Here is a 25,148-nt window from a genome sequence, read left to right on the forward strand (position 1 = left end):
GAAAAAAGGTTCATGCAGGAGCAAACCTCAGAGGCAACAAAACCCGCACTTGGCGGGTTTTGTTTGCTTTGTATCGGGGCGAGTAATCCTGAGCGCCTCCGAAGGCTGGCTTACTTCCCGCCTTTATTCGCGTCCTTGATTTGCTTGATGGTTTGTTCTGTTTCGGCGATGCAGTCGTCAGTCCCTTCCTTGGTGCCTTTTGCCTGATCGGCTTTGGCTTTCTGGACGCTGTCCATTACCTGATCAGACATCTCCGGAGGAGTCTGTGCCTTGGCATTTTCGATGGTTTTAATGTTGACCGCACAGAGGTCTTCAGCGGCAAACGAGGTGGACGCCATCAGTGAGACAGTAACGAACAGACCTAACAGTACAGAACGTTTCATGTGTATCTCCTTGAACTGAGGGTCCAGGCATTCGCTGGCCATCAGGACGGGCTGCCGAGGTTGGGTAAGGCCCGGCAATGTCCGGGCTTAATCTGTGGACTACGTCGGCGCGTCAGGGTTCTATTTTTCTTCAGATCGCCCTCGACCGTGTCACCCGGTCCACCAGATAGACCAGCCCGTGGTAGTCAATTCCGCCGTGTTGCGTCAGACCGATCTCACAGGTGCGACTGGTAGAAATCCCCTCGCTGCACTGTTGCACCGCATCCTTGAGCGTGCGCAGCGAATGGGCGTTCAACTCCGGTGTGGTAAAGCCTTTGTCGCCGGCAAAGCCGCAGCAATGAATGCCTTCGGGAATGACCACGTTCTTGCTGCATTTTCGGGCCAGATCGATCAGCGCCTGACTTTCCCCGAGGTGCTGGGTGCTGCACGTGACATGCACGGCAATGGGGGCTTCCTGCTGCGTGAATTCAAGCCGATCCATCAAGTGCGTACGAATGAAACGCACCGGGTCGTACAGGTCCAGGCGAACATCACCCAGGTCCTGAACCAGGCGCAAGGTGCAGGGACTGGTGTCGCAATAAATCGGATCGAGCCCGCCACGACTGGCATGCAGCAACGCGCCGATCAGTTCCTGGCGCTTGTGTTCAGCCTGCTCGGCGTAGCCTTTGGATGCGAAGGGCTGACCGCAGCAGAGGCTGTCCTGATTGTCCGGAAAGACCACTTGGTAACCGGCTTTTTCCAGCAGCCCACGGGTTTTGTCATAGAGCGACATCTGCTCTTTATCACCGGCCGCCGGCCCCATCACCCGCGAGACGCAGGCCGCCAGATAGACCACGCGCGGACGCGCGTCCGTCACGGTCGGGCTGAAGCGTATCGCTTTTTCCGGCTGCGGCATGGCGTTGGTCCATTGCGGGACCTGGCCTTTGGATAGCTTGGTCAGCGTCGCCGACAGTTTCGCCAGGCGTGGCGCGCCGAGCAGCATCCGCGCACCGTTGGCCACGTGCAGGGTGAAGCGTGCACCTTGCAGTGCGGTGGCGAAATTTCCTTCAAGCCAGTTGGCTGTTTTCGTGTGCGTCGCCTTACGGCCGCGGAGCTTTTTCACCAGCTCGCCGGTGTTGATTCCTACAGGACAACGCTGGGCGCACAATCCTGTGGCTGCGCAGGTGTCGATGCCCTGGTAATCGTAAGCGGCTTCCAGTTCGGCGGTGTCCACGCCTGCGCGTTTCTTCGCCTGAATGTCACGCCAGATCACGATGCGCTGGCGCGGGCTCAAGGTCAGGCCTTTCGACGGGCAGACCGGCTCGCAGAAGCCGCACTCGATGCACTTGTCCACAATCTCGTCGGCGGCCGGCAAGGGCTTCAGATGCTTGAGATGGATCTGTGGATCGTCGCTGAGCACCACGTCCGGATTGAGAATGCCATTGGGGTCGAGCAGGCGCTTGAGCTGCCACATCAACTGATAGGCGTCGCTGCCCCATTCCAGTTCGACGAAGGGCGCCATGTTGCGCCCCGTGCCGTGTTCAGCCTTCAGCGAGCCACCGAACTCCACCGCGACCAACTGCGCCACGTCGTCCATGAACGCCTGGTAGCGTGCGACTTCTTCCGGGTTGTTGAAGCCTTGGGTGAAGACGAAGTGCAGATTGCCTTCCAGGGCGTGTCCGAAAAGTATCGCTTCGTCGTAGTGATGTTTGTCGAACAGCTCGATCAGGCGGTTCACGCCAATCGCCAGTTGTTCCACCGGGAACGTCACGTCCTCGATGATCACCGTGGTGCCGGTTTTGCGCACCGCGCCGACGGCGGGGAAGGTGTCCTTGCGGATGGCCCAGAGGCGCGCGTTTTCCAACGGGTCCTCGGTGAAGTCGACTTGCTTCTCCACAGGGAAACCGCTGAGCGAAGCCATGATTTGCGCCAGTTGTTCGTGCAGCAAAGTGGACGTTGCGGCGCGGGATTCGATCAACAGTGCACAGGCATTGTTCGACAGATGTTGTACGAAACCCGGCATGCCCGGTTTGTCCTGCACCGAGCGCAGACTGCGCCGGTCCAGCAGTTCCACGGCTGACACCGGCTGGCTTTTCAGCACGGTGACGGCGTTGCAGCAGGTCTCCACGTCCGGGAACACGATCAGCGCCGACGCCTTGTTCGGGTGGTCGATCACGGTGTCGTAAGTCACGGCACTGATGAACCCGAGCGTGCCTTCGGAGCCCACCAGCAAGTGGCTCAAGATATCCACAGGCTCGTCGAAATCCACCAGCGCATTGAGCGACAGGCCAGTGGTATTTTTCAGACGATATTTGTGGCGGATTCTTGCAGCCAGTTCGGCATTAGCGCGGGTCTCGCGGCCCAATGTCGCCAGGCGTTCAAGCAGTGCTGCGTGGCTTTCGCGAAACGCCGCGACACTGGCGGCATCTTCAGTGTCCAGACGACTGCCGTCGGCCAGTACCAGGCGAATGCCGGCCAGTGTGTGATAGGTGTTCTGGGCCGTACCGCAGCACATGCCGCTGGCATTGTTGGCGACGATACCGCCGATTTTGCAGGCGTTGATCGACGCCGGGTCCGGACCGATCTTGCGCCCGAACGGTGCCAGCCAGGCGTTCGCCTGGGCGCCGATCACCCCTGGTTGCAAGCGGATCTGCGTGCCTTGGCCGCGGATCTCGCGCCCGTTCCAGTTATCCCCCAGCACGATCAGCACCGAATCACTGATCGCCTGGCCGGACAGGCTGGTGCCGGCGGCGCGGAAGGTCACCGGGACTCGGTCCCGTTGCGCCAGGCCGAGTAGCGCCACCACTTCATCTTCGGACTCAACGCGGATCACCAGTTTCGGAATCAGCCGGTAGAAACTGGCATCGGTGCCGAAGGCCAGGGTCGACAGCGGATCGTCGAAGCGCCGCTCTTGAGGGATCAGTTGTTGCGCATCTCGCAGGAAAGCCGCCGGTAGACTCATTGGTCCTCCAGGATCAAAACCACCAGGTCTTTCGGACCGTGAGCGCCGTAGGCCAGAACTTGCTCGATGTCCGCGGTTTTCGACGGACCGGACACCAATAGCGCGTTGGTCGGCATGCCCTGTGCCCAATTGAATTCCTGCTGCACCTGATAGAAGTTGTCGCGGATTTCACTGGCCTTGAGCAAGGCGAAATGCACCGGCGGCACCAGGCTCATCAAGCGCGGTTCTTCCCGCGTTGGCCAGAGAATCAGACTTCCTGTCGCGGCGATTGCGCCGAGGGTGGTGGTCAGGCTGGCGGGGGTGTCGTTGAACAACTCGGCTTTCCACTCCTCAACCGGACGGTCGTAGGATTTGAGCGCTGGCAGCCCTGGATTTTTCTCCCAGTGCTGAGTGACGCGTTGACCGTGAGGTGTTGAAGGAGCGATCAGCAGGCTCGGCAGTTGGCGATCCCGCAGCAACTGGGCAAGTAAGGAAGGCCAGCCTTCGCCGGATGTCAGATGAATTTCGGTGTGCACCGCTTCCATCAGTTTGCGCAGTTGCTGAATGCGTTGCTCGGGGGCGTAGGTGTAAGGCGCTGTCACCAGTTCGACGTCGAACTCGTCGGGCACCGGCGTGGTGCCGGTCAGACTTTTCCGTAACTTGGCGAGGATGTTTTGCTTGGCGCTCATCAACGGTCTCCCTGTTTGGCCAGATGCTCGCGGGCCATGTCGTGCAGTGAGCGGGCGGCGGGTTTCGGGGCGCTGTGGTTTTGCGTCCATGGGCCGACGTTGCTCGGTGCGAGGGCGCGCAACCGCGTTGCGAAGAAGCCAAACAGACGATACAGCGTCGGTGAGCTGTTGAGCCGGGCCCAGGCATTCCAGATAAATCGCTCCTTGCGCGAATACTTGCTGCCCTGGCCGCGCATCACCTGATGTGGACTATCTGGTGCTTTGACGTTCTCTTCCCGTAGGCGACGCAGCAATGCCGGGATAGGAATTTTTACCGGGCAGACTTCACCGCACGCGCCGCACAACGACGATGCGCTCGGGTGATCCGGAACATTTGCCAGACCGACCATATGCGGGGTGATGATTTTTCCGATAGGCCCTGGGTAAACCTCCCCATAGGCGTGGCCGCCGATTCGAGTGTAGACCGGGCAATGATTCATACAGGCGCCGCAGCGAATGCAGTTCAGGGTCTGGCGCAATTCGCTGTCGGCAAAAGCCTGGCTGCGACCATTGTCCAGCAGCACCAGGTGCACTTCCTGAGGGCCGTCGAGTTCGTGATCCTTGCGTGGGCCGGAGATCATGTTGACGTAGGTGGTGATCGGCTGGCCCAGGGCAGAGCGGGTCAGCAGCGACAACAGCGGCACCACGTCACGCAGGTTTTCCACGACTTTTTCGATGCCGGTGACGGCGATGTGCACTGGCGGGACCGTGGTGGTCATGCGCCCGTTGCCTTCGTTTTCCACCAGCAGCAGGGTGCCGGTTTCGGCCACGGCGAAGTTGACGCCGGAGACGCCGATGTCCGCTTCGAAGAATTTCTGCCGCAAGACCTTGCGACCGATCTGAATGAGTTGGTCAACGTCCTTGGTGTATTCCACGCCAAGTTTGTCGTGGAACAAGGACGCGACCTGACCGGCATTCTTGTGGATCGCCGGCATAATAATGTGTGAAGGCTTCTCGTGGTCGAGCTGGACGATGTACTCGCCCATGTCCGATTCCAGGCATTCAATGCCCCGATCAGCGAGGAAATGATTCATCTCCATTTCTTCGCTGACCATCGATTTGCCCTTGATCACTTGCCGCCCCTCGTGAGCGCGGATGATCGAGAGGACGATGCCATTGGCCTCGTCCACCGTTTCCGCCCAGTGCACTGTCACACCGTTGCGGGTCAGGTTCTGTTCAAGTTGCTCGAGCAGGTCGGGCAACTTCGATAAAGCACGGGCGCGGACGGCATTGCCCAGCGCGCGCAGATGTTCTCTTTCATGGGCATCGCTAAAGGACGTTGCCCGTTTTGTCATCAGTGAATCCATCGCAGTGCGAAAGTTGTTTCGCAGTTGCTTGTCATCCAGCGCCTTGTGAGCGCGGCTGCGGAAATCTTCGTCTACGGCAACCGTAGGAATAATCGCGGAAGCGTTCATTGAACACCTCCGGTTCGCTGCCAGAGGAAACTCGCGAGGTGTTGGCCACGCAGCGCTTCCTTCTGTTTTTCCAGCGAGCCGTTGATGTTCATCAGGCAACCGCAGTCGGCACTGAGTACCTGATGCGCACCGGATTCCTTCAACGAGCGGGTCTTGTCAGCCACCATCGCGCCGGAAATGTCTGGCATACGGACGCTGAAAGTCCCACCGAAGCCACAGCACTCGCTTTCGTGGCTGTGATCGACTCGTTCCACGTTGCCCAGCTGCGCCAACAACTCACGGCCGTGCAGGTGGGTGTTCATTTCACGACGTGCCGAACACGACGTGTGCAACGCCACTTTGACCGGTTCGCCACTGTCCTTGAGCTGCACTTTGCAGACGAACAGCAGGAACTCGGCCAACTCGTAGGTCCGGGCCGCCAGGGCCTGAACCTGTTTCAACGTTTCTGGCTCGTCCTTGAACAAGTCGGCGTAGTGTTCGCGCAACATGCCGGCACAGGATCCCGATGGCACCACCACCGGATAGTCTCCGGCGAATAGCGCCAACTGCGAGCGCGCTACGGTCCGGGCCTGATCGGTGTAGCCGGAGGTGTAGGCCGGTTGTCCGCAGCAGCTTTGCCCTTGCGGATACTCGACACGGATACCTTCTCGTTCCAGCAAGTGAATCGCGTCCATCCCCGCTTCCGGGTAGAACAAATCCACCACACAGGTCCCGAACAGATACACCCGGGCCGGTTTTTCGCTGGGGTATTGCCGAGGCTTGGGCAGTGGCGGGGCAACGCGGGTCGCGTTCGGCACGGCGTTGTAAAAAAGCTCGCTCATCAGGCGTGTCTCCGGGTGGGCCCGGTTATCCGTCCGCTGAGGCCGCTGAATATAGAGAGGGAATCTTTCAGCAGCCTTACAGACCGGGTTGTGAATAGCTGACGCCGGAATCGTGGTCCGGCGTCGGTTTTTGCGATCAGTCCTGTAGTACTCAGTGCACCAACATGCCGGTGAACCAGTAGGCCTGGGCCAGCGTGATCAAGCCGACAATCGTTGCGAAGAACAGGCTGTGCTTGAGGGTGAAGCGGAACAGGTCCGATTCCTTGCCCACCAGGCCTGTCGCGGCGCAGGCCACGGCGATCGATTGCGGCGAGATCATCTTGCCGGTCACGCCACCGCTGGTATTCGCCGCCACCAGCAAGGTGTCGTTTACGCCGATCTGGTGTGCGGTTGTCGCCTGCAGCGAACTGAACAGCGCGTTGGACGAAGTGTCGGAACCGGTCAGGAACACGCCCAGCCAGCCGAGGAACGGCGAGAAGAACGGGAAGGCCGCGCCGGTGCCGGCCAGTACCAACGCCATGGTCGACGACATGCCCGAGTAGTTGGTGACGAAGGCAAACGCCAGCACCATGCCGATGGACAGAATCGGCCAGCGCAGCTCGTAGAAGGTCTCTTTCAAAGTGGTCAGACCAGTTTTGACATTGATCTTCAGTACCAGCATCGAGATCAGCGCCGAGAAGAAAATCGCCGTACCGGTCGCGGAAATCGGGTCGAGCTTGAACACCGCCGGAATGGCGGTCGGAGCGGTCACGATCGGCGCGACCTTGATCACCATTTGATCCAGGTGCGGGATCGCGAAGTTGAATACCCAGCTGTACATCGAACCGCCGGCGGCGAACATCGCCTTGAACGGTTTCAGGGTCCAGATGGTGACCAGGACGGTCAGGATCAGGAACGGGGACCAGGCTTTGAAAATTTCACCGAGGCTGTAAGGCGACGCCACCGTGGTGCGCGGCTGACCGAAGCCACCGGCGCTGGCGGTCACCACGGATGCCGAGACAGCACCGGCGATGTGTTGGCCTGCGGCACGTTTCGGCTGCCAGACTTTCAGGAACAGCGTCAGGGAAATCAGGCTGGCCAAGGCCGAGGTGATGTCCGGCAGTTCCGGGCCGATGAAGTTCGACGTGAAGTATTGGGTAACGGCAAAGCTCAAGCCGGCCACCAGTGCTGCCGGCCAGGTTTCCCGAACGCCGCGCAGGCCGTCCATCATGAACACCAGCCAGAACGGCACGAACAGCGACAGCAGCGGCAGTTGGCGGCCGGTCATTGCGCCAATCTTGAAGGCGTCGATGCCGGTCACTTGCCCGGCGACGATGATCGGAATGCCCAAGGCGCCGAACGCCACCGGTGCGGTGTTGGCGATCAGGCACAGGCCTGCGGCGTACAGCGGGTTGAAGCCCAGTCCTACAAGCAGTGCGGCGGTGATCGCAACCGGTGCGCCGAAACCGGCGGCACCTTCAAGGAATGCGCCGAAGCAGAAACCGATCAACAGCACCTGCAAACGCTGGTCGTCGGTGATCGACAGGACGGAGCTGCGGATGACCTCGAACTGACCACTCTTGACCGTCAGTTTGTAGAGGAAAACCGCGGCCACGATGATCCACGCGATCGGCCACAGGCCGTAGGCGAAGCCATACCCGGCGGCGGCGAAGGCCATGTCGACCGGCATCTGGAAAGCGAAAATTGCGACCGCAATCGACAAGGCCAGCGTGATGCTGCCGGCTACGTGCCCCTTGAGTCGGAACACGGCCAACGCGAGAAAGAAAAACACGATGGGAATGACGGCGGCGAGCGCAGATAGGCCGAGGCTGCCGAGCGGGGTATAGAGCTGTTGCCAGGTTTGCATATGGGGTGGCCCCTAATTGTTGTTGGTCAGGCACTGATCAGCGTTCTTGGATAATTGGTAATACCAATTTACAATCGCTGTTCGCTAGGGTAAAAGCCTTGTAGGCGGTGTGTCAATTTGCCGCCCTAAAACTTTTGTCGAATAAGCGTTCTGGCGAGCGCTTGATCCGCTCGAACAAATGCCGCCCGGTAGGTGCTGGCACTGCACCGATAGGCCAGAATAGAGAGCCCGGCGAGCCGTCGGGATCGTGGAGAATTGAGTTATGGGGTTTGATCAAATTCGTCAGCGCCGTTTGTCTGACGATATTGTCGAGCAGCTTGAGGGGATGATCCTTGAGGGCACGCTGAAGGCGGGTGAGCGTTTGCCGGCCGAGCGCGCATTGGCCGAGCAGTTCGGTGTGTCACGCCCTTCGTTGCGCGAAGCGATTCAGAAACTGGCGGCCAAGGGCTTGCTGGTCAGTCGCCAGGGGGGTGGCAACTATGTGGTGGAATCACTGGGCACGACCTTCAGTGATCCGCTGCTTCATCTGCTGGAAAGCAACCCCGAAGCCCAGCGCGACCTGCTGGAGTTTCGTCATACCCTGGAAGCGTCCTGTGCCTATTACGCGGCGTTGCGCGCCACGGACGTCGATCGCGAGCGGCTGACGATAGCTTTCAACGAGTTGCAGGACTGCTACACGCGGCACGATGAAGTGAGCCGCGCGGAAGAGGGCGCGGCGGACGCGAAATTCCACCTGGCCATCGCTGAAGCCAGTCACAATGCGGTGTTGCTGCACACCATTCGCGGACTGTTCGATTTGCTCAAGCGTAACGTGGTGACCAACATCGGTGGCATGTACAAGCAGCGTACCGAAACCCGCGACATGCTGATCACGCAGCATCGGGAGTTATACATGGCGATTATTGAAGGAAGGGCGGAACAGGCGCGGGAAATATCCAGCAGACATATTCTGTATGTGCAGGAGGTTCTGGAAGAGGTGCGTCAGGAAGTGCAGCGCATGGCTCGGGCGGAGCGGCGCAAGGGGATGTAGTCAGTTGGTTTTGGGTGATTTTGCGATCGCCATCGCGAGCAGGCTCGCTCCTACACTGGATTTGTGAACGACACAAAACAAATGTAGGAGCGAGCCTGCTCGCGAAAGCGGTCTGAAGCAGAAAGAGAATTACTCTTCCTTGCCCTTGTTGCGCACCGCACGCTGCAATTCGCGACCGGCGTCGCGCTCGCGTTCGGTATCACGCTTGTCGTATTCCTTCTTGCCCTTGCCCAGCGCGATTTCACACTTGACCATGTGCTTGCTCCAGTACCAGGACAGGCACACGCAGGCGTAACCCTTTTGCTGCACGGCGGCGGCCAGCTTTTCCAGCTCGCGGCGGTTGAGCAGCAATTTGCGGGTCCGGGTCGGATCGGCAATCACGTGAGTGCTGGCGGTCGTCAGGGGCGTGATGTGGCTGCCCAGCAGCCAGGCCTCGCCATCCTTGAGCAGCACGTAACTGTCGACCAGTTGCAGCTTGCTTGCCCGCAGACTTTTTACTTCCCAGCCGGCCAGGACCAGACCAGCCTCGAACCGATGTTCGATGAAGTAATCGTGTCGCGCCTTTTTATTCTGCGCGATGGTCCCTGTTGGGTGTTTCTTCTGTTTAGCCATAGGGGCGGCATTATAGGGAGTTGCAAGCAAGTCGGCTACGGTGATGCTGCGTGCTTGAGCAGGTTGATTGAATCCCGGACAATGCGCGCTCTTTTTGCAATGCTTGGACGTGGTAACGATGTCGACAGACAAGGTTTCTGTCCACGGCAGTTGGGCCAGCCGCTGGGTCTTCATCCTCGCCGCGACCGGTTCGGCCGTGGGCCTGGGAAGCATCTGGAAGTTTCCGTACATGGTTGGCGTCTATGGTGGCGGCGCCTTCGTGTTGATGTTCCTGGCCTGTATCGCGCTGATCGGTGTGCCGGTCATGCTGGCTGAGACCCTGATCGGCCGGCGCGCCCGGCAAAGTCCGGCGAACGCCTTGAAGGTGCTGGCGCTGGAGGCGGGGCATTCGGGCAAGTGGTCCTGGGGCGCCTTCGCCGGGATGATCACGGCGCTGTTGATTCTGTCTTTCTATAGCGTTGTCGGTGGCTGGTCGCTGGACTACATCATTGATATGGGGCGTGGCGACTTCCAGGGGGTAACACCCGATCAGGTCGGTGCGTACTTCGGCAAGGTGATCGCAGATCCATGGCGCCTGACACTTTGGCATACGATTTTCATGCTGCTGTCCGCCCTTGTGATCGCCAAGGGCGTCGTCGCCGGGCTTGAACGCAGCTTACGCATCATGATGCCGTTGCTGTTTGTCATGATTCTGGTGCTGCTGGGCTACAGCATGACCACCGGGCATTTCATGGCGGGCGTCCATTTCATGTTCGACTTCCATCCGGAAAAGGTCCTCGACGGCCTGCTGCCGGCCATGGGGCACGCGTTCTTTTCGTTGAGCGTGGGTGTGGGCTCGATCATGATCTACGGCGCTTACATGCCGAAGGAGTCGTCGATTTCAGGCACCGTGGTCGGTGTCGCGTTGCTCGACACCTTTGTTTCCCTCGTGGCCGGCCTGGCGTTGTTCCCCATCGTTTTCGCTGCTGGCTTGAACCCGAGCGAAGGCCCCGGCTTGATGTTCGTCAGCCTGCCATTTGCCTTTGGTAACGTGGCGTTCGGTCAGTTGATGGGCGTAGTGTTCTTCGTGCTGGTGGCCATTGCGGCGTGGAGTTCGGCGATTTCGTTGCTGGAGCCGATGGTGGCTTATCTGGTTGAGCGCACTAAAGTCAGTCGCGCCTGGGTGACGTTCTGGTTGGCGTTCATTTGCTGGTTTGTCGGGCTGGGTACGGTGTTTTCCTTCAATATCTGGAAGGACGCCAGATTTTTCGTGAACGAAGGCGGCATGTTCCACCTCTATCAATGGGGTGCGAGCGGCGGCCTGGATTTCTTTGGTGTAATCGATTTCTTCACCTCGCGGATCATGTTGCCACTCGGTGGTTTGTGTTTCGTGGTGTTTGCGGGCTGGGTGATGGGGCGTGAAGCGGTGCGCGACGAATTGTCGATCCGCAGCCCTGTGCTGTTCACTCTGACCCTGTTTTTGATGCGCTATGTGGCGCCCATCGGCATTCTTGTAGTGTTTGCCGCCCAGCTGTGGAAGTGACGCTGACATGACGACACACATTCAACGTTCGGCTCTGTTGCCGTATCCGGCGCAAGCGCTGTATGACCTGGTCAATGACGTAGCGCGTTACCCGGAGTTTTTACCGTGGTGCTCGTCGGCCGAGGTTCTGGAAAGCTCTCCCGAGCACATGCGCGCCAGCGTTGGCGTGGCGAAGGGCGGCCTCAGTCAGCATTTCGTGACGCGCAACACATTGGTGCCCGGGCAATCAATCGAGATGAACCTCGAGGAAGGACCATTCACTCAGTTGCACGGCATCTGGGTGTTCAAGGCGCTGACCGATAAAGCCTGCAAGATCAGCCTGGACCTTTCGTTCGATTACGCCGGGCCGATCGTTCGCGCGACCCTGGGGCCTTTGTTCAATCAGGCGGCCAATACGCTGGTCGATGCGTTCTGCCAGCGCGCCAAGCAGATGCATGGTTGAGTCAGTGATTGAAATCGAAGTGGTGTATGCCGCTGTTGATCGGCAGATTCTTCGTCGTGCAACGGTGCCCGTCGGTACGACCGTGCGCGCAGCATTGTTGAAATCGGGGATTGCTGGGGAATTTCCCGAGCTGGATCTCGATCACTGTCCGGTAGGGATCTTCGGCAAGGTGGTCGCCGATGCGGATACTCGCCAGATTCTGGCGGGGGATCGCCTCGAGATTTACCGGCCCTTGTTGGCGGATCCGAAGGAAGTTCGCCGGCTGCGCGCGGCCAAGGCGGCGGAGGCGAAAGCCCGAAATCAGTGATCTGATCAAACGCCAGACAATAAAAAACCCGGACATGCCGGGTTTTTTATTGCGTCGCAAATTATTGCGGCGAGGTTTCCAGCGGTTCTGGAGTCGGGACCGGCACGGTTTCTACACCGTCCACATCCTTCTGGATCTGATCCAGCAACGAACCCGGCTTGACCGGTTTTTCCGGTTTCGGCTTCTCTGCATTTTCAGCAGGTGCGGTCACGTTAGTGCCACTGTCCTTGCCGAGAATGGCTTCGTCACGACTGACGCCCGGCATAAAATCACCGGAAAGGCTGACAAGTTGGTCATTCGGGTTGAAGATAACGCTAATGCGTTCCTGTTGGCGTTCACCGCCACCCGGCTGCAGGCTGTACAGATAATCCCAGCGATCGGCATGGAACGTGTCGGTCAGCAGAGGGTTGCCCATGATAAACCGTACTTGCTTACGGGTCATTCCCGGGCGTAACTGGTTTATCATGTCCTGCGTGACGACATTGCCCTGCTGGATGTCGATTTTGTAAACCCCGGGGAATGAACAACCGGCGAGTGCGAGCAGTCCCACAAAGGTGAAACTGGTTAGCAAGAGCTTGGTGTTTTGCATCGGTGGGCGACTTCCACTATCTTGGCTGGGACAACGTAAACGCCGATCATACCCGCATTAAGAGAAGCTGCGAAGCAGCATCGCGAGAAAGCTGACCATGGTTGAAAATAGCGAACTACGCAAAGCCGGTCTCAAAGTGACCCTTCCACGGGTCAAAATTCTGCAAATGCTCGATTCCGCCGAGCAGCGCCACATGAGTGCCGAAGATGTTTACAAGGCACTGATGGAGGCTGGTGAGGACGTCGGTCTGGCCACGGTTTACCGTGTACTGACCCAGTTCGAAGCAGCTGGCCTTGTTGTGCGGCACAACTTCGACGGAGGCCATGCGGTCTTCGAGCTGGATGACGGCAAGCATCACGACCATATGGTCAACGTCGAAACCAGCGAAGTGATCGAATTCTTCGACGAAGAAATCGAGCGCCTGCAGAAAGCCATCGTCGATAAGTACGGCTTCGAGATGGTCGATCACAATCTGGTGCTGTACGTACGCAAGAAAAAGTAAGCATTTCGCGCGAATTTCACATTCGCGAAACGAGCGAAGGCGACCCCAGGGTCGCCTTCGTGCTGTCTGCCGTTCCTAGATTTTTGCGGTAACGACCATTTTTTTCGCGTGAGCCAGGGATTCCTTGGTCAGGTCGATGCCTCCCAGCATCCGCGCGACTTCTTCGACGCGATCATTCTTGCTCAGCTTGGAAACGGCTGTGTGGGTTGCATCCTCGCCACGAACCTTGTGCACAAATAGATGTTGATGACCCTGTGCAGCCACTTGCGGCAAGTGAGTCACCGTCAGCACCTGTCCGCGTTCGCCGAGGCGACGCAGCAGTTGGCCGACAATCTCGGCGGTCGGTCCGCCGATGCCCACGTCCACTTCGTCGAATACCAGGGTAGGTACGCGCGACGTCTGTGCGGTGATCACCTGAATCGCGAGGCTGATCCGCGACAACTCACCGCCCGAGGCCACTTTCGCCAGGGCTTTCAAGGGTTGGCCGGGGTTGGCGCTAACAAGCAGTTCGACCTGTTCCAGCCCGTTGGGCAACAGTTCATCGCTGCTGTTGGGGCGTAACTCGATGGTGAAACGACCGCCGGGCATGCCCAGGCGCTGGATTTCCTGTTCCACGGCGCTCGCCAGGCTGCTGGAGGCTTGATGGCGCAAGTCGCTCAACTCGCGGGCCTTCTCCTGATAGTGACGGGCATAGGACGCCAGTTCATCGCTCAGGCGCTCGATCGATTCATCGTTGGCATTGAGGGTTTCGATTTCATCCAGCAGTCGCTGCTGCATCTCGGCCACCTCGGTGGGCTGGATGCGGTGTTTGCGCGCCATGGTGTAGATCGCGTCGAGGCGTTCTTCCAGGTATTGCAGGCGTGCCGGATCGGCATCGAAGTTGTCGAGGAAGCGGTTCAGCTCGCCCACGGCCTCTTCAACCTGGATCTGCGCGCTGGTCAGCAAGCTGCTGGCTTCGCCTAGCGCGCCAATCGAATTGTTCACGCTCGACAGGCGGTTGAGGCTGGCGGTCAGGGCATTCAGGACATTTCCGGAATCACTCTCGCTGCATTGCTCGACCACTTGTCGGCAGATGCCCAGCAAGGTTTCGGCGTTGGTCAGGTTCTTGTGTTCCTGCTCCAGCTGCTCCAGTTCGTTTTCCCCGAGTCCGAGATTTTCCAGCTCTTCGAGTTGATAGCTGAGCAATTGGTGGCGGGCGCGCTGCTCGTCGCCGGAGTTGGACAGGCGTTCCAGCTCCTGGCGTGTCTGGCGCCAACGTTGGGCGGCCAGTTGCACCTGGCGGGCAAGGTCGGTGGCACCGGCGTATTCGTCGAGCAGGCGACGGTGAGTGTCGGTCTTGAGCAGGGATTGATGCTCGTGCTGGCTGTGGATATCAATCAGCAATTCGCCCAGGGACTTGAGATCACCCAGCGGGCAGGGCGTGCCGTTGATATAGCCACGCGAGCGCCCTTCGGACGTAATCACCCGGCGCAGGATGCAGGGGCCGTCGGTTTCGAGATCGCGCTCGGCCAGCCAGGCGCTGGCTTCGGGAATGTCGACTAGGTCGAAGGTGGCCAGAATGTCGGCCTTGTCGGCGCCGGGGCGGACCACGCCGCTGTCGGCGCGATCACCGAGGGTCAGGCCCAGGGCGTCGAGCATGATCGACTTGCCGGCGCCGGTTTCCCCTGTGATCACGCTCATCCCGCGATCGAGTTCGAGATCGAGATGTTCAACGATGGCGTAGTTGTGTACGGACAGGTGCACCAGCATAAAGGCCGCTCCCAGGCTTTAGGTCTGGTTATTTATACAGTGTTTTATTTGCAGCTGACAATGCCCTCCCTTAGCTCGATTTGCTTGATCCGACGAAATCGTTAGCGCGTCAGGGAATGACAATGCAGCTGTTTTTTGTAGGGTTAATCACAACAAGGCCCTTGAAGCTGATTTTTGCGGCCCCATATACCGGGACAGAAGCGCGAGTTGAGCTCGCGGACGATATTGAAAGGAGAAATCTATGGCTGACGAACAGACAGTGGATACGCAAAATCAAGAAGCCAACCAGGGCTCCGCGGCTTCGGGTGAAGACCTGGCGGCTCGTGTACAAGTGCTCGAAGAGCAACTGGCAGGTGCGCAGGATCAGGCTTTGCGTGTTGCCGCCGATCTGCAGAACGTCCGCCGTCGCGCCGAGCAGGATGTAGAAAAAGCGCACAAATTCGCCCTGGAGAAATTTGCAGGCGATTTGCTGCCGATCATCGACAGCCTGGAGCGTGGTCTGGAGTTGTCCAACCCGGACGACGAAAGCATCCGTCCAATGCGCGAAGGCATCGAGCTGACCCTGAAAATGTTCCAGGACACCCTGAAGCGTTATCAGCTGGAAGCGATCGATCCGCATGGCGAACCGTTCAACGCCGTTCTTCATCAGGCAATGGCCATGCAGGAAAGCGCTGACGTAGAACCGAACAGCGTGCTCAAGGTGTTCCAGAAGGGCTATCAGCTCAATGGTCGCCTGCTGCGCCCGGCCATGGTCGTGGTCAGCAAGGCCCCTGCGCCAGTTTCGCCTTCGATTGACGAGCAGGCTTGAAATTGGCCGCAAGGCCCCCATTTATAAGTCAAGCGTTTAAGTGCTACCGCAGTTAGCCACCACTGCTGCGGCAACCAAATCCAAAGTTTCGGGAGAGTGAACATGGGCAAAATTATCGGTATCGACCTGGGGACTACCAACTCCTGCGTCTCCGTACTTGAAAACGGCGTAGCCAAAGTTATCGAAAACGCCGAAGGCGCGCGTACCACGCCGTCGATCATCGCTTACGCCAACGACGGTGAAATCCTCGTTGGTCAGTCGGCCAAGCGTCAGGCTGTGACCAATCCGCACAACACTCTGTATGCAGTGAAGCGTTTGATCGGTCGTAAGTTCGACGAAGAAGTCGTACAGAAAGACATCAAGATGGTCCCTTACAAAATCGCCAAGGCTGACAACGGCGACGCATGGGTTGAAGTGAACGGCCAGAAAATGTCGCCGCCACAGATCTCGGCTGAAATTCTGAAGAAAATGAAGAAGACCGCCGAAGACTACCTCGGCGAGCCAGTGACCGAAGCGGTGATCACCGTTCCGGCCTACTTCAACGACAGCCAGCGTCAGGCGACCAAAGACGCTGGCCGCATCGCGGGCCTGGACGTTAAACGTATCATCAACGAACCAACCGCGGCCGCTCTGGCTTACGGTATGGACAAGGCGAAAGGCGATCACACCGTGATCGTTTACGACCTGGGCGGCGGTACTTTCGACGTTTCCGTGATCGAAATCGCTGAAGTCGATGGCGAGCACCAGTTCGAAGTACTGGCCACCAACGGTGACACGTTCCTGGGCGGTGAAGACTTTGACATTCGTCTGATCGACTACCTCGTTGACGAATTCAAGAAAGAAAGCGGCATGAACCTCAAAGGTGACCCGCTGGCCATGCAGCGCCTGAAAGAAGCCGCTGAGAAAGCCAAGATCGAACTGTCTTCGAGCATGTCGACCGACGTGAACCTGCCGTACATCACTGCAGACGCGACCGGTCCTAAGCACTTGAACGTGAAAATTTCCCGCGCCAAGCTGGAAGCACTGGTTGAAGACCTGGTTCAGCGCACCATCGAACCTTGCCGCATCGCTCTGAAAGACTCCGGTATCGACGTTGGCGCTATCAACGACGTGATCCTGGTCGGCGGTCAGACCCGTATGCCACTGGTTCAGAAGCTGGTGACCGAGTTCTTCGGCAAAGAAGCTCGTAAAGACGTGAACCCGGACGAAGCCGTTGCCATGGGTGCTGCTATTCAGGGCGCCGTACTGGCTGGTGACGTTAAAGACGTTCTGCTGCTCGACGTCAGCCCGCTGACCCTGGGTATCGAAACCATGGGTGGCGTGATGACCGCGCTGATCGAGAAAAACACCACGATTCCTACCAAGAAATCGCAAGTGTTCTCGACCGCCGACGACAACCAGGGCGCCGTGACTATCCACGTGCTGCAGGGCGAGCGTAAGCAAGCTGCCCAGAACAAGTCCCTGGGCAAGTTCGACCTGGCCGAGATTCCACCAGCACCGCGTGGCGTGCCACAAATCGAAGTGACCTTCGACATCGACGCCAACGGCATTCTGCACGTCGGCGCGAAAGACAAGGCTACCGGCAAGGCTCAGTCGATCGTGATCAAGGCAAACTCCGGTTTGTCCGATGAAGAGATCGAAAAAATGATTCGCGATGCCGAAGCGAATTCCGAGGAAGACCGCAAGTTCGAAGAGCTGGCCACTGCCCGTAACCAGGGTGATGCACTGGTTCACTCGACTCGCAAAATGGTCACCGAAGCCGGCGATAAAGTGACTGCTGAAGAGAAGACTGCAATCGAAGCTGCAGTGGTTGCCCTGGAAGCCGCCGTCAAAGGCGACGACAAGGCTGCCATCGAAGCCAAGGTTGAAGAGCTGTCGAAAGTCTCCGCTCCAGTAGCGCAGAAGATGTACGCCGAACAGGCTCAGCCTGCTGAAGGCGCGGCGCCGCACGACGAAAAAGCCGAGAAGGCTGACGACGTTGTCGACGCCGAGTTCGAAGAAGTCAAAGACCACAAGTAAGTTGTTGGTCGCCCGGTTGACTGCCTTTAGGCGGTGACTGGTAGGATGTCGCCGCGCGGGAGCCTGCTCCCGCGTTGGCGTGTCTGGAGTACACGAATTTTTACAGCATGCGACAACGCTCGCGTGTTGCTGGTATGGCCGAAGATGCTCCTGCTTTTCGCGCCGCAAGTACCGCGATGAATCAAAGACCAGGATCGTTGAATTGACGTGAGTTGGGTCCGGGCCTGTATTGGGGCTCAACGAGTTTGGCGAGGCTCAGGAGAGGTTTGTCGAACGTCCTTAAGAGTGCAAAGACTTATGGCAAAGCGTGACTATTACGAAGTATTGGGTGTTGAGCGCGGCTCAAGCGAAGCAGACCTGAAAAAGGCCTACCGTCGCCTGGCGATGAAGCACCACCCGGACCGTAATCCCGATGACAAAGCGTCGGAAGAGATGTTCAAGGAGGCCAACGAGGCCTACGAAGTACTGTCCGATTCCAGCAAGCGCGCGGCGTACGACCAATACGGTCACGCCGGTGTCGACCCAAGCATGGGTGGCGGCGGTGCCGGCTTCGGCGGTCAGAACTTCTCCGATATCTTCGGCGATGTCTTCAGTGACTTCTTCGGTGGTGGTCGCGGCGGTTCCCGTGGCGGCGCGCAGCGCGGCAGCGACCTGCGTTATACGCTGGAGCTGAATCTGGAAGAAGCGGTGCGCGGCACCACCGTGAATATCCGCGTTCCGACACTGGTCAACTGCAAGCCGTGCGATGGTTCGGGCGCCAAGAAAGGTTCCTCGCCGATCACTTGCCCAACCTGCGGCGGCATCGGTCAGGTCCGCATGCAGCAAGGCTTCTTCTCGGTGCAGCAGACCTGCCCGCGTTGCCATGGCCAAGGCAAGATCATTTCCGACCCGTGCAGCTCCTGCAATGGCGACGGTCGCGTCGAAGAGTACAAAACCCTTTCCGTCAAAGTACCGGCCGGTGTCGACACCGGTGACCGCATTCGCCTGTCCGGCGAAGGCGAGGCGGGCGCCCAGGGTGGGCCGACTGGCGACCTCTACGTGGTGATCAATGTGCGCGAGCACGCGATCTTCCAGCGCGACGGCAAGCATCTGTTCTGCGAAGTGCCGATCAGCTTTGTCGATGCGGCGCTGGGTGGTGAGTTGGAGATTCCGACCCTTGATGGTCGAGTCAAACTGAAGATCCCTGAAGGTACGCAGACCGGCAAGCAGTTCCGTGTTCGCGGCAAGGGCGTTGCGCCCGTGCGCGGCGGCGGTGCCGGCGACCTGATGTGCCGCGTGGCGGTGGAAACCCCGGTCAACCTGGGTCGTCGTCAGCGCGAATTGCTGGAAGAGTTCCGCAGCTCCCTGGCGGATGACAACAGTCATTCACCGAAAACCACCGGTTGGTTCGAAGGCGTGAAGCGCTTCTTCGGCGATCTGTAAGGAGTGAGCATGCGACGTATAGCTGTGATGGGTGCCGCTGGCCGCATGGGCAAGATTCTGGTCGAAGCGGTGCAGCAACGCGCGCCGCTGACCGGTTTGACCGCCGCTATCGTACGTCCCGGCAGTACGCTGATTGGCGTGGATGCCGGTGAGCTGGCCTCGCTGGGGCGAATCGGCGTGCCGCTGTCCGGTAATCTGGATGCGGTCGCGGACGAGTTCGATGTGTTGATCGACTTCACGTTGCCGGAAGTCATGCTGAAAAACCTGGCCTTCTGCCGCAAGGCGGGCAAGGCCATGGTCATCGGTACGACCGGGCTGGATGCTGCGCAGAAGCAGTTGCTGGTCGAGGCGGGCAAGGACATTCCAATCGTGTTCGCGGCGAATTTCAGTGTCGGTGTGAACCTGTCGCTGAAGCTGCTCGACATGGCTGCGCGTGTGCTGGGCGATGACGCCGATATCGAGATCATCGAGGCGCATCATCGGAACAAGATCGATGCGCCATCGGGCACGGCCCTGCGCATGGGTGAGGTGATTGCCAGTGCGCTGGATCGTGATCTGCAGAAGGTCGCGGTGTACGGTCGTGAAGGTCATACCGGTGTGCGCGAGCGTGAAACGATCGGTTTTGCCACTGTGCGCGGTGGTGATGTGGTCGGTGATCACACGGTGCTGTTCGCCTGTGAGGGCGAGCGTCTCGAAATCACGCACAAGGCGTCGAGTCGCATGACTTTCGCCAAGGGTGCGGTGCGTGCGGCCTTGTGGCTGGACAGTCGCGAACCCGGCCTCTACGACATGCAAGACGTGCTCGACCTGCGTTAAGATGCAGCCGAAACCGGGTTCCAATACCGTATTGGGCCCCGGTTTTATTACGCCAAGCGACGTCCTGTCGCATTCTCCGGCCTTTAAGGCTCATTGGCGGTAGACCAAAAATGCCTTTTTCTGTAAGCTACAGCTTTAGTGTGTCCACTAAAAGCGCGCAGAATAATTCAGTGAAGAAGCGGGGTGACGTGTCCATACGTCACTCCGCTTTTTTACAACCTGCGATCGCCCTTTCAGGCTTTATTTACGGGAGGTCTTCTTGACTAAGCCAGCCATACTCGCCCTTGCTGATGGCAGCATTTTTCGCGGCGAAGCCATTGGAGCCGACGGTCAAACCGTTGGAGAGGTGGTGTTCAACACCGCCATGACCGGCTATCAGGAAATCCTTACCGATCCTTCCTACGCCCAACAGATCGTTACCCTGACTTACCCGCACATCGGCAACACCGGTACTACACCGGAAGACGCCGAGTCCGACCGCGTATGGTCCGCTGGCCTGGTTATCCGTGACCTGCCACTGGTTGCGAGCAACTGGCGTAACACGATGTCCCTGTCCGACTACCTGAAAGCCAACAACGTTGTGGCAATCGCCGGTATCGACACCCGCCGCCTGACGCGCATCCTGCGTGAGAAAGGCGCTCAAAACGGCTGCATCATGGCCGGTGACAACATTTCCGAAGAAGCCGCCATCGCGGCCGCCCAGGGTTTCCCTGGCCTCAAGGGTATGGACCTGGCGAAAGTCGTCAGCACCAAGGAAACCTACGAGTGGCGCTCGACTGTCTGGGACTTGAAGACCGACAGCCACGCGACTATCGAAGCCTCCGACCTGCCGTACCACGTGGTGGCCTACGACTACGGCGTCAAGCTGAACATCCTGCGCATGCTCGTCGAGCGCGGCTGCCGCGTCACGGTGGTGCCGGCGCAAACGCCTGCCGCCGACGTGCTGGCGTTGAAGCCGGACGGCGTGTTCCTGTCCAACGGTCCTGGTGATCCTGAGCCTTGCGACTACGCGATCCAGGCGATCAAGGACGTGCTGGAAACCGAGATCCCGGTGTTCGGCATCTGCCTCGGTCACCAGCTGCTGGCCCTGGCCTCCGGCGCCAAGACCCTGAAAATGGGTCACGGCCACCACGGTGCCAACCACCCGGTCCAGGATCTGGACAGCGGTGTGGTGATGATCACCAGCCAGAACCACGGTTTTGCCGTAGACGAAGCGACCCTGCCGGCCAACGTTCGCGCGATTCACAAATCGCTGTTCGACGGCACCCTGCAAGGCATCGAGCGTACCGACAAGAGCGCCTTCAGCTTCCAGGGTCACCCGGAAGCCAGCCCTGGCCCGAACGACGTAGCGCCATTGTTCGATCGCTTCATCAATGAGATGGCCAAGCGACGCTGATCGCTCGCCTTGATGTAGCACGGCTTGAGGGCGGTCCCGACACCGGCGGCCCCCTCAAGGCTTCATAGATTGAACAAGACGGCTTGCCGACTGACCTGCGGATTTGAGTGACAAACCCATGCCAAAACGTACAGACATTAAAAGCATCCTGATTCTCGGCGCTGGCCCGATCGTTATCGGCCAGGCCTGCGAATTCGACTACTCCGGCGCCCAGGCCTGCAAAGCCCTGCGCGAAGAGGGTTACCGCGTCATCCTGGTGAACTCCAACCCAGCGACCATCATGACCGATCCGGACATGGCCGACGCCACCTACATCGAGCCGATCAAGTGGCAGACCGTTGCCAAGATCATCGAGAAAGAGCGTCCGGACGCGCTGCTGCCAACCATGGGCGGCCAGACCGCTCTGAACTGCGCCCTGGACCTGGAGCGCGAAGGCGTTCTGGAGAAGTTCGGCGTAGAAATGATCGGTGCCAACGCCGACACCATCGACAAGGCTGAAGACCGTTCGCGCTTCGACAAGGCAATGAAGTCCATCGGTCTGGATTGCCCGCGTTCGGGCATCGCCCACAGCATGGAAGAAGCCAACGCGGTGCTCGAGAAGCTGGGCTTCCCGTGCATCATCCGTCCGTCCTTCACCATGGGCGGCACCGGTGGCGGCATCGCTTACAACCGTGAAGAGTTCGAAGAAATCTGCGCCCGTGGTCTGGATCTTTCGCCGACCAAAGAGCTGCTGATCGACGAATCCCTGATCGGCTGGAAAGAGTACGAGATGGAGGTTGTCCGCGATAAAAAGGACAACTGCATCATCGTCTGCTCCATTGAAAACTTTGACCCGATGGGCGTGCACACCGGTGACTCGATCACTGTTGCGCCGGCACAGACCCTGACGGACAAGGAATACCAGATCATGCGTAACGCCTCTCTGGCGGTACTGCGCGAGATCGGCGTGGAAACCGGTGGTTCCAACGTCCAGTTCGGCATCTGCCCGGACACTGGTCGCATGGTCGTCATCGAGATGAACCCACGGGTATCCCGTTCCTCGGCCCTGGCCTCGAAAGCCACCGGTTTCCCGATTGCGCGTATCGCTGCAAAGTTGGCGATCGGCTATACCCTGGACGAGCTGCAGAACGAAATCACCGGGGGCGCTACTCCGGCGTCGTTCGAACCGTCGATCGACTACGTCGTCACCAAGCTGCCACGTTTCGCCTTCGAGAAATTCCCGAAAGCCGACGCACGCCTGACCACTCAAATGAAGTCGGTCGGTGAAGTCATGGCCATCGGCCGGACTTTCCAGGAATCCCTGCAGAAAGCCCTGCGCGGCCTGGAAGTGGGCGTTTGCGGTCTGGACGAGAAGCTCGACCTGGGCAATCCGGAAAGCATGAGCATCCTCAAGCGCGAACTGACCGTGCCGGGCGCCGAGCGCATCTGGTACGTGGCTGATGCGTTCCGCGCCGGCCTGTCGGTCGAAGACATCTTCGGCATGAACATGATCGACCCGTGGTTCCTGGTGCAGATCGAAGATCTGATCAAGGAAGAAGAGAAGGTCAAGACCCTGGGTCTGGCCAGCATCGACCGCGACCTGATGTTCAAGCTCAAGCGCAAAGGCTTCTCGGACATGCGTCTGGCCAAGCTGCTGGGCGTGACCGAAAAAGCTTTGCGTCGCCACCGTCACAAGCTGGAGATCTTCCCGGTCTACAAGCGCGTTGACACTTGCGCGGCTGAGTTCGCCACCGACACCGCCTACATGTACTCGACTTACGAGGAAGAGTGCGAAGCAGCGCCGTCGGGCCGCGACAAGATCATTATCCTCGGCGGCGGTCCGAACCGTATCGGCCAAGGCATCGAGTTCGACTACTGCTGCGTACACGCGGCACTGGCCCTGCGCGAAGACGGTTACGAGACCATCATGGTCAACTGCAACCCGGAAACCGTTTCCACCGACTACGACACCTCCGATCGCCTGTACTTCGAGCCAGTGACCCTGGAAGACGTGCTGGAAATCTGCCGGGTCGAGAAGCCGAAAGGCGTGATCGTCCAGTACGGCGGCCAGACCCCGCTGAAACTGGCTCGCGCCCTGGAAGAAGCCGGCGTGCCGATCATCGGCACCAGCCCTGACGCCATCGACCGTGCCGAAGACCGTGAGCGCTTCCAGCAAATGGTTGAGCGCCTGAACCTGCGTCAGCCGCCAAACGCCACCGTGCGCAGCGAAGACGAAGCGATTCGTGCCGCGGCCAAGATCGGTTACCCGCTGGTGGTTCGTCCGTCCTACGTACTGGGCGGTCGTGCGATGGAAATCGTCTACGAAGAAGAAGAACTCAAGCGCTACCTGCGTGACGCGGTGAAAGTGTCGAACGACAGCCCGGTGCTGCTCGACCACTTCCTCAACTGCGCCATCGAGATGGACGTGGATGCAGTTTGCGACGGCACCGACGTGGTGATCGGCGCGATCATGCAGCACATCGAGCAGGCCGGTGTTCACTCCGGTGACTCCGCATGCTCCCTGCCGCCTTACTCGCTGCCTGCGCACATCCAGGACGAGATGCGCGAACAGGTCAAGAAAATGGCCCTGGAACTGGGCGTTGTCGGCTTGATGAACGTTCAGTTGGCGCTGCAAGGCGAAGACATCTACGTCATCGAAGTCAACCCGCGCGCTTCCCGTACCGTACCGTTCGTGTCGAAGTGCATCGGTGTTTCCCTGGCAATGATCGCAGCACGCGTCATGGCGGGTAAAACCCTGAAGGAAATCGGCTTCACCAAAGAAATCATCCCGAACTTTTACAGCGTGAAAGAGGCGGTCTTCCCGTTCGCCAAATTCCCTGGCGTGGACCCGATCCTGGGCCCAGAGATGAAGTCCACCGGTGAAGTGATGGGCGTGGGCGACACCTTCGGCGAAGCGTTTGCCAAGGCTCAGATGGGCGCCAGCGAAGTGCTGCCGACCGGCGGCACCGCGTTCATCAGCGTGCGTGACGACGACAAGCCACTGGTTGCAGGCGTGGCCCGTGATCTGATCAACTTGGGCTTCGAAGTGGTTGCCACTGCCGGTACTGCCAAGCTGATCGAAGCCGCAGGCCTGAAAGTGCGTCGTGTGAACAAGGTGACCGAGGGTCGTCCGCACGTGGTCGACATGATCAAGAATGACGAAGTCACCCTGATCATCAACACCACCGAAGGTCGTCAGTCGATCGCTGACTCGTACTCCATTCGTCGTAATGCCTTGCAGCACAAGATCTACTGCACCACCACCATTGCTGCTGGCGAAGCTATCTGCGAAGCGCTGAAGTTCGGTCCCGAGAAGACCGTGCGCCGCTTGCAGGATCTACACGCAGGATTGAAGGCATGATCAAGTACCCAATGACCGTCCAGGGCGCAAAAGCCCTGGAAGAAGAACACGCTCACCTGACCAAGGTCGTCCGTCCGAAGCTCAGCCAGGACATCGGTACGGCCCGCGAGCTGGGTGACCTGAAGGAAAACGCCGAATACCACGCTGCTCGTGAGCAGCAGGGTATGGTCGAGGCGCGGATCCGTGACATCGAAGGCCGGATTCAGAATCAGGTCATCATCGACGTCACGACCATTCCTCATACTGGCAAAGTGATTTTCGGCACCACCGTTGAAATCGCCAACGTCGAGACGGATGAGCGCGTCACTTACCACATCGTGGGTGAGGATGAGGCTGACTTCAAACTCGGCAAGATTTCGGTAGGTTCGCCATTGGCCCGCGCCTTGATTGCCAAGGAAGAGGGTGATGTGGTTGCCGTGAAAACGCCGGGTGGCGTTATCGAGTACGAGATTGTCGAAGTCCGCCACATCTGAACGCAGGC

21 protein-coding genes are annotated in these 25,148 nt (G+C 59.1%); 12 read left to right on the forward strand and 9 right to left on the reverse strand.

The features are described from left to right. Nucleotides 1-110 precede the first annotated feature (110 nt). From ACF6ZU_RS16510 to ACF6ZU_RS16535, 6 genes are all read right to left on the reverse strand, one after another. A complete protein-coding gene (locus ACF6ZU_RS16510) occupies nucleotides 111-383 on the reverse strand; it encodes a hypothetical protein (protein WP_392885220.1) in 273 nt (90 codons plus the stop codon). Between the two features lie 130 nt (nucleotides 384-513). After that, nucleotides 514-3,324 carry an FAD-binding and (Fe-S)-binding domain-containing protein gene (locus ACF6ZU_RS16515; RefSeq protein ID WP_392885221.1) on the reverse strand — a complete coding sequence of 937 codons (2,811 nt, stop codon included), beginning with the start codon at nucleotides 3,322-3,324 and terminating at the stop codon, nucleotides 514-516. Further along, nucleotides 3,321-3,992, reverse strand: coding sequence for a lactate utilization protein C (locus tag ACF6ZU_RS16520; protein WP_392885222.1), 672 nt, complete (start codon nucleotides 3,990-3,992; stop codon nucleotides 3,321-3,323). The genes ACF6ZU_RS16515 and ACF6ZU_RS16520 overlap by 4 nt, the downstream gene beginning before the upstream one ends. Beyond that, a complete protein-coding gene (locus tag ACF6ZU_RS16525) occupies nucleotides 3,992-5,446 on the reverse strand; it encodes a LutB/LldF family L-lactate oxidation iron-sulfur protein (RefSeq protein ID WP_392885223.1) in 1,455 nt (484 codons plus the stop codon). The genes ACF6ZU_RS16520 and ACF6ZU_RS16525 overlap by 1 nt, the downstream gene beginning before the upstream one ends. After that, nucleotides 5,443-6,267 (reverse strand): (Fe-S)-binding protein, encoded by an 825-nt coding sequence (locus ACF6ZU_RS16530; RefSeq protein WP_392885224.1) that lies wholly within the window; start codon nucleotides 6,265-6,267, stop codon nucleotides 5,443-5,445. The genes ACF6ZU_RS16525 and ACF6ZU_RS16530 overlap by 4 nt, the downstream gene beginning before the upstream one ends. A gap of 151 nt (nucleotides 6,268-6,418) precedes the next feature. After that, complete coding sequence (locus ACF6ZU_RS16535) at nucleotides 6,419-8,113, reverse strand: lactate permease LctP family transporter (RefSeq protein ID WP_392885225.1); 1,695 nt, start codon at nucleotides 8,111-8,113, stop codon at nucleotides 6,419-6,421. A 262-nt stretch (nucleotides 8,114-8,375) separates the two neighbouring features. Between ACF6ZU_RS16535 and ACF6ZU_RS16540 the strand changes: the two genes are divergently transcribed. Continuing rightward, nucleotides 8,376-9,143: a GntR family transcriptional regulator gene (locus tag ACF6ZU_RS16540; RefSeq protein ID WP_392885226.1), complete on the forward strand. Its 768-nt coding sequence runs from the start codon at nucleotides 8,376-8,378 to the stop codon at nucleotides 9,141-9,143. Nucleotides 9,144-9,272: 129 nt separating this feature from the next. Here ACF6ZU_RS16540 and smpB read toward each other — a convergent pair whose 3' ends face one another. Beyond that, the gene (gene smpB, locus ACF6ZU_RS16545; RefSeq protein WP_008029800.1) at nucleotides 9,273-9,755 is read right to left on the reverse strand and encodes an SsrA-binding protein SmpB; all 483 of its coding nucleotides are present in this window, start codon (nucleotides 9,753-9,755) and stop codon (nucleotides 9,273-9,275) included. A gap of 118 nt (nucleotides 9,756-9,873) precedes the next feature. Between smpB and ACF6ZU_RS16550 the strand changes: the two genes are divergently transcribed. Genes ACF6ZU_RS16550 through ACF6ZU_RS16560 form a run of 3 tightly spaced genes read left to right on the forward strand, consistent with a single transcriptional unit; the run spans nucleotide 9,874 to nucleotide 12,026 of the window. Then, on the forward strand, nucleotides 9,874-11,277 hold the full coding sequence (locus ACF6ZU_RS16550; protein WP_392885227.1) for a sodium-dependent transporter: 1,404 nt from the start codon (nucleotides 9,874-9,876) through the stop codon (nucleotides 11,275-11,277). Nucleotides 11,278-11,284: 7 nt separating this feature from the next. Next, on the forward strand, nucleotides 11,285-11,719 hold the full coding sequence (locus ACF6ZU_RS16555) for a type II toxin-antitoxin system RatA family toxin (protein WP_150633550.1): 435 nt from the start codon (nucleotides 11,285-11,287) through the stop codon (nucleotides 11,717-11,719). Beyond that, complete coding sequence (locus tag ACF6ZU_RS16560) at nucleotides 11,712-12,026, forward strand: RnfH family protein (RefSeq protein WP_392885228.1); 315 nt, start codon at nucleotides 11,712-11,714, stop codon at nucleotides 12,024-12,026. The genes ACF6ZU_RS16555 and ACF6ZU_RS16560 overlap by 8 nt, the downstream gene beginning before the upstream one ends. 61 nt (nucleotides 12,027-12,087) lie before the next feature. On the opposite strand, the gene ACF6ZU_RS16565 is transcribed toward ACF6ZU_RS16560, so the two are convergent. Further along, nucleotides 12,088-12,615: an outer membrane protein assembly factor BamE gene (locus tag ACF6ZU_RS16565; protein ID WP_214380581.1), complete on the reverse strand. Its 528-nt coding sequence runs from the start codon at nucleotides 12,613-12,615 to the stop codon at nucleotides 12,088-12,090. A 97-nt stretch (nucleotides 12,616-12,712) separates the two neighbouring features. Here ACF6ZU_RS16565 and fur point away from each other — a divergent pair, with 97 nt between their 5' ends. Beyond that, nucleotides 12,713-13,117 carry a ferric iron uptake transcriptional regulator gene (fur, locus tag ACF6ZU_RS16570; RefSeq protein ID WP_003197684.1) on the forward strand — a complete coding sequence of 135 codons (405 nt, stop codon included), beginning with the start codon at nucleotides 12,713-12,715 and terminating at the stop codon, nucleotides 13,115-13,117. Nucleotides 13,118-13,192: 75 nt separating this feature from the next. On the opposite strand, the gene recN is transcribed toward fur, so the two are convergent. Next, nucleotides 13,193-14,866, reverse strand: coding sequence for a DNA repair protein RecN (recN, locus tag ACF6ZU_RS16575; RefSeq protein WP_392885229.1), 1,674 nt, complete (start codon nucleotides 14,864-14,866; stop codon nucleotides 13,193-13,195). Nucleotides 14,867-15,107: 241 nt separating this feature from the next. Between recN and grpE the strand changes: the two genes are divergently transcribed. The 7 genes from grpE (at nucleotide 15,108) to greA (ending at nucleotide 25,140) form a co-directional block, all read left to right on the forward strand. Next, a complete protein-coding gene (gene grpE, locus ACF6ZU_RS16580; protein ID WP_008029789.1) occupies nucleotides 15,108-15,674 on the forward strand; it encodes a nucleotide exchange factor GrpE in 567 nt (188 codons plus the stop codon). 102 nt (nucleotides 15,675-15,776) lie between these two features. Continuing rightward, entirely contained in the window at nucleotides 15,777-17,693 is a 1,917-nt protein-coding gene (dnaK, locus tag ACF6ZU_RS16585; protein ID WP_392885230.1) for a molecular chaperone DnaK, read from the forward strand. A 297-nt stretch (nucleotides 17,694-17,990) separates the two neighbouring features. Then, nucleotides 17,991-19,115, forward strand: a complete 1,125-nt coding sequence (gene dnaJ / locus ACF6ZU_RS16590; RefSeq protein ID WP_392885231.1) for a molecular chaperone DnaJ — start codon at nucleotides 17,991-17,993, stop codon at nucleotides 19,113-19,115. Nucleotides 19,116-19,124: 9 nt separating this feature from the next. Further along, nucleotides 19,125-19,931 (forward strand): 4-hydroxy-tetrahydrodipicolinate reductase, encoded by an 807-nt coding sequence (dapB, locus tag ACF6ZU_RS16595; RefSeq protein WP_008029781.1) that lies wholly within the window; start codon nucleotides 19,125-19,127, stop codon nucleotides 19,929-19,931. A 259-nt stretch (nucleotides 19,932-20,190) separates the two neighbouring features. Next, nucleotides 20,191-21,327: a glutamine-hydrolyzing carbamoyl-phosphate synthase small subunit gene (carA, locus tag ACF6ZU_RS16600; protein ID WP_392885232.1), complete on the forward strand. Its 1,137-nt coding sequence runs from the start codon at nucleotides 20,191-20,193 to the stop codon at nucleotides 21,325-21,327. A 118-nt stretch (nucleotides 21,328-21,445) separates the two neighbouring features. Further along, nucleotides 21,446-24,667 carry a carbamoyl-phosphate synthase large subunit gene (carB, locus tag ACF6ZU_RS16605; protein WP_392885233.1) on the forward strand — a complete coding sequence of 1,074 codons (3,222 nt, stop codon included), beginning with the start codon at nucleotides 21,446-21,448 and terminating at the stop codon, nucleotides 24,665-24,667. Beyond that, on the forward strand, nucleotides 24,664-25,140 hold the full coding sequence (greA, locus tag ACF6ZU_RS16610; RefSeq protein WP_150633542.1) for a transcription elongation factor GreA: 477 nt from the start codon (nucleotides 24,664-24,666) through the stop codon (nucleotides 25,138-25,140). Before carB ends, greA begins: the two co-directional genes overlap by 4 nt. Nucleotides 25,141-25,148 lie beyond the last annotated feature (8 nt).

This window comes from Pseudomonas migulae (assembly GCF_043225285.1).
In the GTDB taxonomy this organism is placed as follows: Bacteria; Pseudomonadota; Gammaproteobacteria; order Pseudomonadales; family Pseudomonadaceae; genus Aquipseudomonas; species Aquipseudomonas migulae_C.